General features: G+C 61.4%; 9 protein-coding genes. 6 read left to right on the forward strand and 3 right to left on the reverse strand.

The annotated features are described in order from the left end of the window. Window positions 1–33: 33 nt before the first annotated feature. Complete coding sequence (locus tag VJ651_RS05385; RefSeq protein ID WP_324106445.1) at window positions 34–918, reverse strand: ATP-binding protein; 885 nt, start codon at window positions 916–918, stop codon at window positions 34–36. Window positions 919–970: 52 nt separating this feature from the next. Next, window positions 971–1675, reverse strand: coding sequence for a GntR family transcriptional regulator (locus VJ651_RS05390; protein ID WP_324106446.1), 705 nt, complete (start codon window positions 1673–1675; stop codon window positions 971–973). Window positions 1676–1870: 195 nt separating this feature from the next. On the opposite strand from VJ651_RS05390, the gene VJ651_RS05395 reads away from it, so the two are divergent. From VJ651_RS05395 to icmF, 6 genes are all read left to right on the forward strand, one after another. Continuing rightward, window positions 1871–3088, forward strand: a complete 1218-nt coding sequence (locus VJ651_RS05395; protein WP_324106447.1) for a CoA transferase — start codon at window positions 1871–1873, stop codon at window positions 3086–3088. Window positions 3089–3131: 43 nt separating this feature from the next. Continuing rightward, on the forward strand, window positions 3132–4136 hold the full coding sequence (dctP, locus tag VJ651_RS05400) for a TRAP transporter substrate-binding protein DctP (RefSeq protein WP_324106448.1): 1005 nt from the start codon (window positions 3132–3134) through the stop codon (window positions 4134–4136). Between the two features lie 33 nt (window positions 4137–4169). Next, window positions 4170–4655: a TRAP transporter small permease gene (locus VJ651_RS05405; RefSeq protein WP_324106449.1), complete on the forward strand. Its 486-nt coding sequence runs from the start codon at window positions 4170–4172 to the stop codon at window positions 4653–4655. Between the two features lie 23 nt (window positions 4656–4678). Next, window positions 4679–5989: a TRAP transporter large permease gene (locus VJ651_RS05410; protein WP_324106450.1), complete on the forward strand. Its 1311-nt coding sequence runs from the start codon at window positions 4679–4681 to the stop codon at window positions 5987–5989. 11 nt (window positions 5990–6000) lie between these two features. Beyond that, entirely contained in the window at window positions 6001–6747 is a 747-nt protein-coding gene (locus VJ651_RS05415; RefSeq protein ID WP_324106451.1) for an enoyl-CoA hydratase/isomerase family protein, read from the forward strand. Window positions 6748–6953: 206 nt separating this feature from the next. Continuing rightward, window positions 6954–10232 carry a fused isobutyryl-CoA mutase/GTPase IcmF gene (icmF, locus tag VJ651_RS05420; RefSeq protein WP_324106452.1) on the forward strand — a complete coding sequence of 1093 codons (3279 nt, stop codon included), beginning with the start codon at window positions 6954–6956 and terminating at the stop codon, window positions 10230–10232. A 73-nt stretch (window positions 10233–10305) separates the two neighbouring features. Here the strand turns inward: icmF and VJ651_RS05425 are convergent, their stop codons facing one another. Next, window positions 10306–11991: a diguanylate cyclase domain-containing protein gene (locus tag VJ651_RS05425; RefSeq protein ID WP_324106453.1), complete on the reverse strand. Its 1686-nt coding sequence runs from the start codon at window positions 11989–11991 to the stop codon at window positions 10306–10308. Window positions 11992–12146: the final 155 nt, after the last annotated feature.

The following is a 12146-nucleotide window of genomic DNA, read 5'->3' on the forward strand; positions in this document are numbered from 1 at the left end:
TCCCGGCGCACCCTCGCGTGTGCCGGGATGGCCTTATTTGTCGAACGACATGCTGTCCACAGCATGCCGCCCGCAATAGTCGCGTGCGAATTGCAGCGCCACGCGACCGCTGCGCGAGCCGCGCTGCAAGGCCCAGCCGAGCGCCTCATCCTGTACCGCCTGCGAAAACACGATGCCGGGATTCAGGCGGCTTAACCAGTGCCGCGCGATCTGCAGGTATTCCTCCTGCGCGAACGGATAGAAATGCACCCAGACGCCGAAGCGTTCGGAAAGCGAGATTTTCTCGTCCACCGAATCGTTCTGGTGGATTTCGCCGTTGACCACATCCATCTGCGTGTTCTCCCGCATGTACTCGGGGACCAGGTGGCGCCGGTTGGAAGTCGCATAGATGAGAACCCGTTCGACTGCGGAGGTAACGGAACCGTCGAGCATCACCTTGAGCGCCTTGTAGCCGGGCTCCTCGGCTTCGAACGAGAGATCGTCGCAAAAGATGATGAAGCGCTCGGGGCGATGCCTGATGGCGTCGACTATCGCGGGAAGGTCGGTGAGCAGGCTCTTCTCCACTTCAATCAGACGCAGCCCCTGGCTTGCATATTTTTTCAGCAGCGCCTTCACGATCGACGACTTGCCGGTGCCGCGCGCGCCGGTCAGCAGCACATTGTTGGCCGGCAGTCCGCGTACAAATTGCCGCGTGTTGAGCTCGACCCGGTCGAACTTGTCGCGGTTGCCCTGCAAGTCGCTGATATCGATGAGTTGTGGATGACGCACCGGTTCCAGGTAGCCCGCGTCGCGCTGGCGCCGCCAGGTGAAGGCGACGGTATCTTCCCATGCGATGGGTGGCGGCGACGGCGGCATCATCAGGCGCACTTCGTCGATCAGGCGGTTGGCGTTGGCGAGGAATTCTTCAAGCTTGTTCATGCTGTGCGGTGCGAATGGAAAATCGGTCACGCGGGGCGGCGAGCGGCGCGCACTATTTGCGTCTGCCGACCATCTTCGGCTGCGGCGGCTCATGCGTGAATTCGCCGGGAATATGCGCGAGCAATTCGAGGAAGTCTTTGCTCGATCCGGAAATGTGCGCAAGCATGTGTTCATGCGCCTCGGCGGCATTGCCGGCAACGATGGCATCGACGATGCGCGCGTGCTCGGCATAGGAAGTCCTGATCCGGCCGGGCTCCTGGAACACCGTGCGCCGATAGACTTTGGTCCGGCGCCGGATCGACAGGATCAGGTCGGACAGATAGGCATTCAGCGATGCCGCGTAAATCAGGCCGTGCAATTCCTGGTTGTAGCGGTCATAGGCCGCCGCATCCTCCTTGTCGGCAACGCCCTTGGCGGCGGCGTGCAATTCCTTGAGTTTCTGGCGGTCCTCGGCGCTCATCCGGCGCGCGGCGAGCTTGGCGCAGGACGCTTCCATCTCTGCCAGCACCTCCAGCATCGACAGCAGATCCTGGGCCGACATGCGTGCAACATAGGTTCCCGAACGGGGCAGGATGGTGATCAGGCCATGCGACGCCAGTTGCAGGATGGCGGTCCGCACCGGTGTGCGCGACACCTTGAAGCGCTCCATCAGCTCGGCCTCGTCCAGCGGCTCGCCGGGCGCACGGATGCCGTTATTGATTTCCGCCTCAAGTTCACGGCGCACCGTCTCGGCAGCGCTTTCTCTTGTTGACCCCATGTCGTCCCCTCGTTCGTGCAGTTTCCGGATGCGCGGAATGATACCGGATTCGCCCTCCTAAATATATCAGGTTTTCGATGAAAAATTTTAATAACACAAACTGAAATTTCAGTTAATATGAGAGAAATTCAAGAGCGTGATGCTGCCGTTCTTCATGAGATCGGCAGCATCGCAACAAGATTCCGGAGACATTTCATGAGCTTACCCTTAGCCGGTATCCGCGTCGTCGACCTCACCCGCGCGCTGTCCGGCCCCTTCTGCTCGATGATCCTGGCCGATCTGGGCGCGGATGTCATCAAGGTCGAGCCGATGTCCACGGGCGACATGATCCGCACCTGGGGGCCATTCGACAAAGGCATCAGCGCCTACTACCTCTCCACCAATCGCAACAAGCGCGGCATCGCGGTCAACTTCCGCGACGCACGCGGCCTGGACCTTATCCGGGGCATGTGCGAGAAGGCCGACGTGGTGGTGGAGAACTTCAAATCCGGCGTGATGAGCGACATGGGGCTTGATTATCCACGCTTGTCCGCCGCCAATCCCGGGCTGGTGTTCGGCAGCATCACCGGTTTCGGCAGTGACGGCCCGATGGGCAGCTGGCCGGGATTCGACCAGATCGCGCAAGGCTATTCCGGCCTGATGAGCCTGACCGGGCAGCCCGAGTCGGGGCCCACCCGTGTCGGCACCGCCATCGGCGACCTCACCTCCGGCATGTGGACCGCGATCGGCATCGTATCCGCGCTGTTCAGGCGTCAGCAAAACGGCCGCGGCCAGCACGTGGAAACCTCGCTGCTGGCCAGCCTGATCGGCTTGCTGAGCGTGCAGGGACAACGTTATCTGAGCCTGGGCGAAGTGCCCGGCCCGACCGGCAACGTGCACCCCGTCATCGCGCCCTACGGCGTATTCGAAACAAAGGACGGTCCGCTCAACCTCGCACCGGCCACGCCGGACATGTGGGTCAAGTTGTGCAAACTGCTCGAACTGGAAGCCTTGCTCGACGATCCGCGCTTCATCGACAATGCGGCGCGCATGCAGCATCGCAATGCCTTGAAAGAAATCATCGACGCTCGCCTGAAGCTGCGCACGAAAATGGAATGGACCGAAGCCATGATCCCGCTCGGGATTCCCGCCGGCCCCATCAATACCTTGTCCGATGTCTTCGACGATCCGCAGGTGCGGCATTGCCGGCTGGTCGAGGAAGTCGAGCATCCGCTGCTGGGCGCGCTCAAGCAGGTCGCCAACCCGATCAAGCTCGACGCCTTCAAGGACGGCTCGGTGCGCATGCCGCCGCCGCTGCTGGGCGAACACACATTCGAAGTGCTGGGCGAGTTCGGCCACACCCGCGATGGCTTGCAACAACTCTCGAACGAGGGCGTGATCGCTCAGTACAAGGAGTCCGTACCCGCATCCTGATTTCCGAATCGCTTTCAGTCAAGACCAATAAAGGAGACAGACCATGAACATCAGATTCAAGCACTTCGCAGTCGCAACCGCTGTTCTTTTCTGCAGCGCGGTAGGCAGCGTCCAGGCCCAGGAATTCAAGCTGACCCACCAATGGAAGCAAGGCGCCGACAGCCGCGACGTCGCGGCGCGCCAGTTCGTCAAGGAGGTGAGCAGCAAGGACCCGTCGCTCAAGTTCCGTATCTATCCCGGCGCCTCGCTGATCAGCAATCCGCTCAAGCAGGTCGACGCGCTGCAGGATGGCACCGTCGAGATGTCGATCATTCCGCTCATCTATGCAGCCGGCAAGATTCCGGAGTTTTCCGTGACGATCCTGCCCGGCGCTGTCAGCAGCGCAGCCGATGCGATGACGCTGCGCAATTCGCCGTATGCGAAGAAGCTGCAGGAAGTGGCGGAAGCCAACGGCCTGCACCTGCTTACTTGGTGGTGGACCGAAGGCGGATTTGTGAATCGCGCACGCCCGCTGGGCAAGCCGGATGACGTCAAGGGACTGAAGTTCCGCGGCGCGGACCGCACCATCGACTCCGCCCTGAAAGAAGCCGGCGCATCGGTGTATTCCATGCCCTCCACCGAACTGTACAACGCGATGCAGTCCGGCGTACTGGACGGCCTGCTGTCTTCCTATGACAGTCTGATGAGCATGCGCCTGTATGAACAGAGCAAGTACGCGACCATTGGCGGCGACTACACGATCTTCGTGCTGCTGCAGCCCCTGGTCATTTCGAAGAAGGCCTGGGACAAACTGACGCCGGCGCAGAAGAAGATCTTTGAAGACGCGGCGCAGAAAACCGATCAGACCTTCAACGCCGAGCAGGACGAGGTTGCCAAGACAGCAGTGAAAAAATTCGAAAGCGCCGGCGTGCAGGTGCGGCAGATGACGAAGCCGGAATTCGAAGACTGGCTGGCGCTGGCCAAACGGACCTCGTGGCAGGATTTTGCGAAGACCAGCCCGAAAGCCAAAGAGCTGCTGGACGCGTTGCATCAGTCGCGCGGAAAATAAGACAGGCCGGGACGAACCGCGGAGGAGCAATCAATGGAACGACTCAACAACGCTGTGGAGCGCCTCAGCCTCGCCTGCGCCTATGTTGCGGCCGGGCTGCTGCTCGCCTCCATCCTGATCGTCACATGGATGGTGATCTATCGCACCAGCGGGCACCAGAATTCATGGGAGCTGGAAACCAGCATCATGATGATGGTCGGTGCGGCCTTTCTCGGTTCGCCCTACACCCTGCGCACCAAGGGTCATGTCGGCATGGAGTTGCTGGATACGGTGCTGTCCGACCGGTCGCGCATGAAGCTCGCTCTGCTCGGTCATGCGGTCGGCTTTGTCGTCTGCGTCTATCTCGCCTGGCTCGGCCTGCACATGACCATCGACGCCTTTCTGGCCAATGAGCGCACCCTCGGATTGTGGACGGCGCCCGAGTGGCCGAAGTACGCGGCGATGCCGATCGGCATGGGACTGACCGCTTTGCAATATCTCGTGGAAATGCAGAAATCGCTGCATCCCCAAGCCCGTTAGAGTAATGAGAGACCGCCAAGACCATGAGTGAACTGCAAATTGCATCGCTGCTGTTTATCGTCACCTTTGCCGTGCTGTTCTCCGGCGTGCCGATTGCGTTCGGCCTGGTCGCCGTCGCCGTCGCCTTTCTTGCCATCTTCGGCGGCGCCGGGGCGCTGGCGGCCGTCCCGAAAAGCTTCGTCGGCGAACTGTCCAGCTTCGCGCTGCTGACGCTGCCGATGTTCGTGGTGCTGGGCGCGGCCATCGGCATGTCGCGCGCCGGCAAGGACATTTACGAATCGCTGCACCGCTGGTTGCATCGCGTACCGGGCGGCCTGGTGATCGCCAATATCTTTGCCTGCGGCCTGTTCTCCGCCATGTGCGGCTCCAGCCCTGCGACCGCGGCGGCCATCGGCAAGGCGGGGATTCCGGAAATGATCAAGCGCGGCGTGCCGAAGCGGCTGGCGACGGGCGCCATCGCGGCCGGCGGCAGCCTCGGCATCCTGATTCCGCCGTCGATCACCTTCATCATCTACGGCATCGTCACCGAAACGTCCATCGGCCGCCTGTTCCTGGCGGGCGTAGTGCCCGGGATCCTGCTGGTGCTGCTGTTCTCGTTCTACTCGTGGACCGTCAGCATGCGCGCCATCGACCGCGATGCCCCGCTTGAGCACTACACGTTCGCCGAGAAAGTCTCCGGCCTGGCGCGCACACTGCCTTTCCTGATGATCATCGTGGCCGTCACGGCCGTGATGTACGGCGGATTCGCGACGCCGTCCGAAGTCGCGGCGATCGCGGCCTTTTTCGCACTGGTGCTGGTGATGGTCATCTACCGCGGCCGCCTGTCCGACCTGTGGCCGATCATGCGCGATGCGACACGCGAATCGTCGATGATCCTGATGATCGTCGCAGCGGCGGCGCTGTACTCGTACATGATGTCCTATCTGTACGTGACGCAAAGCGTGGCGGATTGGATGTTCGGCTGGAACCTCGGCAAGTGGGAACTGATCCTGGTGCTGAACCTGTTCCTGCTGATGGCCGGATTTTTCATGCCGGCGGTCGCCATCATCCTGATGAGCATGCCCTTCATCCTGCCGGTGTTGAATCAGAATCACATCGACCTCGTCTGGTTCGGCGTGGTGCTCACCATCAATCTGGAAATCGGCCTGATCCACCCACCCGTCGGCCTCAACCTGTTCGTGATCCGCGGCATCGCGCCGGAAGTGCCGCTGCGCGATGTGATGTGGGGCGTGGTTCCTTTCATCATCATGATGCTGTCCTTCATCGTGGTGCTGACGGTGTTCCCGCAGATCGTCACCTGGCTGCCGGACATGCTGATGGGCACGGCGAAATAGGAGAACACACCATGCACCAGGACATGCCCGATCAGGCGCCCGGCCTCGAATACGCAGGCGCGACCGCCATCATCCGCCTGCGCCGTCCGCGCGAGCACAATCGCATCGATCCCGACGACATCGCGGTGCTGTGCGCGCATCTTGCCGAGATTCAGCAACGTGACGGCGTGCGCGCGGTCGTGTTCACCGGCCTTGGCGAGAAGACCTTCAGCTCGGGCTATACCATCCAGGCGATCGTCGAGAAACTCGACAGCAGTTTTGAAAACCTGCTCGATACCGTCGAGCAGTTCCCGCTGCCGACCATCTGCGCGCTGAACGGCAGCGTGTATGGCGGCGCAACCGACCTGGCGCTGTGCTGCGACTTCCGCATCGGCGTGCAGGGCTCGCGCATGTTCATGCCGGCAGCGAAGTTCGGCCTGCACTATTATCCGGGCGGCCTGCGGCGCTATGTGACACAACTGGGCGTAATGCAGGCGAAGCGCCTGTTCCTCACCGCGCAGCCGATTGACGCAGAAGAAATGAAGCGTATCGGCTTCCTCACGGAACTTGTGGAGCCGAACGCCTTGTGGACCAAGGTCGTCGAATATACGGACGCGCTCGGTGCCTGCGAACCGCTCTCCGTGGCGACCATGAAGCGCCAGCTCAATGCAATTGCGGCAAGCGCACCCGGCGCCGCCACCGCGCGCGACGACTACGAAAGGGCCTTGCGTTCGGACGAACTCAAGCGTCGTATCGCGGCGGCAAGCAAACGCGCTTGACGCGGGCATTCGTGGCGGCCGGTGTTGCGCCTTGGCACCGGCCCCGCCGGCATTTCGGCGCGCCATCAAAAGCCCTTGGCACAGGGGAAACATTGTCATCCGAAAGACGGCGCACCTGATTGACGTCATGTTAGATTGACGTTAACGTAAACGTAATTATCAGCACAGGCCGTCCTGCGGCTTCCGCCATAACAAAGAGACAAGCAATGACCGACCTCTCCGTAGCCCAGAAACTCACCGAATACAAACCCGCCAACAAGGTGCGCTTCGTCACCGCGGCCTCGCTGTTCGACGGCCACGACGCCTCGATCAACATCATGCGGCGCATCCTGATGGCCAACGGCGCGGAAGTGATCCACCTCGGCCACAACCGCTCGGTCGACGAGATCGTCACCGCCGCGCTGCAGGAAGACGCGCAAGGCATTGCCATCTCCAGCTACCAGGGCGGCCACGTCGAATACTTCAAGTACATGATCGACCTGCTCAAGCAGCGCGGCGGCGCACATATCAAGGTGTTCGGCGGCGGCGGCGGCGTGATCGTGCCGAGCGAGATCGACGAGCTGCATGCCTACGGCGTGGCACGCATCTTCAGCCCGGAAGACGGCCAGCGCATGGGCCTCGTCGGCATGATCCTCTCGATGATCCAGGCTTGCGACGTCGACCTGTCGTCCTACGCACCGACCAGGCTGGAAGCGCTGACCAAGGGCGACATGGTCGAGCGCCAGCGTCCGCTCGCGCAACTGATCACCGCGCTGGAAAACGACAAGGTCGCCGCCAGGCTCAAGACCGAATTGCACAAGGCCGCCGACACCATCAAGACCCCGGTGTTCGGCATCACCGGCACCGGCGGCGCGGGCAAGTCCTCGCTGACCGACGAGCTGATCCGCCGCATCCGTCTCGACCAGGACGACGCGCTCAACATCGCCGTGGTGTCGATCGACCCGTCGCGCCGCAAATCGGGTGGCGCCTTGCTCGGCGACCGCATCCGCATGAATGCGATCAATCCGTGGAATGGCCAGTCGCGGGTATTCATGCGCTCGCTCGCCACGCGCGAAGCCGGCTCCGAAATCTCGCAGGCGCTGCCCGACGTGATCGCCGCCTGCAAGGTGGCCGGCTTCGACCTCGTGATCGTGGAGACCTCCGGCATCGGCCAGGGCGACGCCGCTATCGTGCCGCATGTGGGACTGTCGATGTACGTGATGACGCCGGAATTCGGCGCCGCCTCGCAACTGGAAAAGATCGACATGCTCGACTTCGCCGATTTCGTGGCGATCAACAAGTTCGACCGCAAGGGCGCGCAGGATGCGCTGCGCGACGTGGCCAAGCAATACCAGCGCAATCGCGAGCTGTTCGGCAAGAAGCCGGAAGAGATGCCGGTGTACGGCACGCAAGCCTCGCGCTTCAATGACGACGGCGTGACCGCGCTGTACCAGGGCCTGCTGTCGAGGCTGACGGAGCTGGGACTGAAGGCCAAGCCCGGCAAGCTCGCGCCCGTGAACGTGCGCAGCTCCTCCGGCAAGAATGCGATCCTGCCGCCGGCCCGCACACGCTACCTCGCCGAAATTGCCGACACGGTACGCGACTACCACAAGAACACGGCCAGGCAAGTCAAGCTGGCCCGCGAGCGCCAGCAATTGCAGGAAGCCAAGCGCATGGCCGCTGCCTGCAGCAAGACCGCCGACCTCGACGACCTGATTGCCGAACGCGACAACAGCCTGGACGCCAGCGCGAAGAAACTGCTCGCGATGTGGCCCGACATGAAGGCCGCGTATGCGGGCGACGACTATGTGGTGAAGATCCGCGACAAGGAAATCCGTACGCGCCTGGTGCAGAAGACCCTGTCAGGCACCACGATCCGCAAGGTGCAGTTGCCGAAGTTCGAAGACCACGGCGAAATCCTGCGCTTCCTGATGGCGGAGAACGTGCCCGGCTCCTTCCCCTACACCGCCGGCGTGTTCGCCTTCAAGCGCGAGAACGAAGACCCGACCCGCATGTTCGCCGGCGAAGGCGATGCCTTCCGCACCAACCGCCGCTTCAAGCTGGTGTCCGAAGGCATGGACGCCAAGCGCCTGTCGACCGCCTTCGACTCGGTCACGCTGTATGGCGCCGATCCGGCACCGCGTCCCGACATCTACGGCAAGATCGGCAACTCCGGCGTATCGATCGCCACGCTGGACGACATGAAAGTGCTGTACGACGGCTTCGACCTGTGCGCGCCGAATACCTCGGTGTCGATGACCATCAACGGCCCGGCGCCGACGATCCTAGCGATGTTCATGAATACCGCGATCGACCAGCAGATGGCCAAGTTCCGCGCCGACAACAAGCGCGAACCGACCGACGACGAAGCGGCCAAGATCCGCGAGTGGGTGCTGGAGAACGTGCGCGGCACCGTGCAGGCCGACATCCTGAAGGAAGACCAGGGCCAGAATACCTGCATCTTCTCGACCGAGTTCAGCCTGAAGGTGATGGGCGACATCCAGGAATTCTTCGTGCACAACCGGGTGCGCAATTTCTACTCGGTGTCGATCTCCGGCTACCACATCGCCGAAGCCGGCGCGAACCCGATCTCGCAACTCGCCTTCACGCTGTCGAACGGCTTCACCTTCGTGGAAGCCTATCTCGCGCGCGGCATGCACATCGACGATTTCGCGCCCAACCTGTCCTTCTTCTTCAGCAACGGCATGGACCCGGAATACACGGTGCTGGGCCGCGTCGCACGCCGCATCTGGGCCGTCGCGATGCGCGACAAGTACGGCGCCAACGAGCGTTCGCAAAAACTGAAGTACCACATCCAGACTTCCGGACGCTCCCTGCATGCGCAGGAAATCGACTTCAACGATATCCGCACCACGCTGCAGGCCTTGATCGCGATCTACGACAACTGCAATTCGCTGCACACCAATGCGTACGACGAGGCGATCACCACGCCGACCGACGAATCGGTGCGGCGCGCGTTAGCCATTCAATTGATCATCAACCGCGAATGGGGCTTGGCGAAGAACGAAAACCCGAACCAGGGCTCCTTCATCATCGAGGAACTGACCGACCTGGTGGAAGAAGCGGTACTGCAGGAGTTCGAGCGCATCGCCGAGCGCGGCGGCGTGCTGGGCGCGATGGAAACCGGCTACCAGCGCGGCAAGATCCAGGAAGAGTCAATGGTTTACGAGCACCTGAAGCATGACGGCACCCTGCCCATCATCGGCGTCAACACCTTCCGCAACCCGAAGGGCGATGCCACGCCGCAAACGCTGGAACTGGCGCGCTCCACCGACGACGAAAAGCAGTCGCAACTGAAGCGTCTTGCGGAGTTCCAGGTACGTCACGCCGACAAGGCGCCGGCCATGCTGCAGAAACTGCAGAAAGCGGTGATCGACAACGAGAACGTGTTCGCCGTGCTGATGGACGCGGTGCGTTACTGCTCACTGGGGCAGATCAGCAACGCCTTGTTCGAGGTGGGCGGGCAGTATCGGCGCAACATGTAGCGAACCCTTGTCCACGGAAAGCACGGAAAGAACAAAGAATTTCCGTGTATTCCGTGGACCCGAACCGGGACAGTCATCCTTGCGCGCCCTTGTCGCCTCGTTTTCCGTCGCGCTGCTCCTCAACGGGGACCGTCATTGACGGCTCGAAGAAGCGGAAAGTGCTCTTTCCCGCATCTTTCGCCGCATACATCGCGCTGTCGGCATGCTTGAGCAGTTCAACCGGCGTTCGTCCGTCGGAAGGATAAATCGCAATGCCGATAGACGTTCCTACCTGAACCGTATTGCCGCGAAGTTCCATCGGCTCATTGATGACGGCGACAATGCGTCTGGCGATATGCGCGACCTCGTCCTTGTTCACCGGATTGTTGAGCTTGATGACGAACTCGTCGCCGCCCAGGCGGGCCACGGTGTCCGACTGCCGCACCAGTGCCAGCAGTCTCTGCGCGACCTCCCGCAGCAACTCGTCGCCGACGTCGTGGCCGTAGGTGTCGTTGATGAATTTAAAACGATCAAGATCGAGGAACAATAGCGCCAAGCCAACGTGCGTACGCTTGGCCATCGAGATGCGATGGTTCAGCCGTTCCATCAGCAAGGAGCGATTCGGCAGATCGGTCAGGGCATCGTGAAAGGCCAGATGTTTCAGGTATTCGTCCTTGCGCCAGAGGTCGGTGATGTCGCTGAACACCGACACATAGCGCACGGGATTGCCGGCCGAGTCGCGGATCATGGTGATGGTGATCCGTTCGAGATAGACTTCGCCGTCCTTGCGGCGATTCCATATGTCGCCTTTCCAGCGGCCGTTGGTCAGAATGTCGTGCCACATGGCGACATAGAACGCGTGGTCGTGCCGGTTGGACCGGAGAATGCGCGGCGTCTGCCCTATCGCTTCCTCGGCGGTATAGCCGGTAATCGCGGTGAACGCGGGATTCACCGAAAGGAAAATCCCCTGTGCATTGGTGACAGCGATACCTTCAACCGTGTTTTCAAAAACGCTGGCGGCAAGTTCGAGCTGCGATTGCGCTTCCTTCAACTCGGTCACGTCGCTGGCCAGGATGAAGATTCCGTTCACCGCACCGTCGACATCGATATCGGGAATGTAGTTGGCCAGGATGTAGCCTGCACTGCCGTCGGCCTTGGTCAGGGTCCGCTGGAAACGCTGCGTTTCACCGGCAAGGGCTCGACGAATATGCGGTTCGTTCAGGGCATACAGGCGCTCTCCCATCAAATCCCGGATGGAGGTGCCGATGATGTCCTCAGGAGGTTTGCCCCACCACTCCATATAGGCATTGTTGGCAAGGCCGAAGCGCAAATCCTTGTCCCAGTAGCCGATCATGTTGGGCATCGCTTCGATGGCGGACTTCATGAACCGCTCGCTCCTGGCAGCCGCCAGGGCGGCCGATTCAGCCTGCTTTTGCGCTTCGGTCGCGCGCACATTGGCGCGGCGCATGGTTTCGATGACATAGCAGACCGCCATGCAGGTGAGCGCGAAAACGCCCATGCCCAGAAGGTCGATGGGGCTCGCAATGAAAGGCCGGGCAACGAGAAACGGCCATAGAAACGCAACCGTGAGACAAGCCAGCACCATTGCCAGCAGAGCCGCAGAAAGCCCGCCGTAGATTGCAACGCCGATCACGGCCAGATAGAACGTCAGCCAGGCGAGGCCGGACTCAAGCGGCTGCAGCGGCCAGACCCTCAACGCCGCGGCAACCGATACGACGACGAAGGCGAAGAGGCCGCGTCCCCAACAGGTTTGAAGCATCTGCCTCGTGTTCACGCCTTCTCGGGACATAGGTGCGCAATGAAATGAAAAACGATAACGCTCTCGTGATGCGTCAGGGGCGAACTTATGCGTCGGCCCTTTGGTTCATCAATAACATGGAATTCCTTCCGTCGACAGGTTTTCGACCGAAATGA

Source organism: Noviherbaspirillum sp., assembly GCF_035254865.1.
Lineage (GTDB): Bacteria > Pseudomonadota > Gammaproteobacteria > Burkholderiales > Burkholderiaceae_D > Noviherbaspirillum.

Excerpts from the sequence above, each read along its gene's own strand:
- VJ651_RS05385 (WP_324106445.1), bottom strand. The coding sequence starts at position 918 with ATGAACAAGCTTGAAGAATTCCTCGCCAACGCCAACCGCCTGATCGAC.
- dctP (WP_324106448.1), top strand. The coding sequence starts at position 3,132 with ATGAACATCAGATTCAAGCACTTCGCAGTCGCAACCGCTGTTCTTTTC.
- VJ651_RS05395 (WP_324106447.1), top strand. The coding sequence starts at position 1,871 with ATGAGCTTACCCTTAGCCGGTATCCGCGTCGTCGACCTCACCCGCGCG.
- VJ651_RS05415 (WP_324106451.1), top strand. The coding sequence starts at position 6,001 with ATGCACCAGGACATGCCCGATCAGGCGCCCGGCCTCGAATACGCAGGC.
- VJ651_RS05390 (WP_324106446.1), bottom strand. The coding sequence starts at position 1,675 with ATGGGGTCAACAAGAGAAAGCGCTGCCGAGACGGTGCGCCGTGAACTT.
- VJ651_RS05425 (WP_324106453.1), bottom strand. The coding sequence starts at position 11,991 with ATGCTTCAAACCTGTTGGGGACGCGGCCTCTTCGCCTTCGTCGTCGTA.
- VJ651_RS05410 (WP_324106450.1), top strand. The coding sequence starts at position 4,679 with ATGAGTGAACTGCAAATTGCATCGCTGCTGTTTATCGTCACCTTTGCC.
- icmF (WP_324106452.1), top strand. The coding sequence starts at position 6,954 with ATGACCGACCTCTCCGTAGCCCAGAAACTCACCGAATACAAACCCGCC.
- VJ651_RS05405 (WP_324106449.1), top strand. The coding sequence starts at position 4,170 with ATGGAACGACTCAACAACGCTGTGGAGCGCCTCAGCCTCGCCTGCGCC.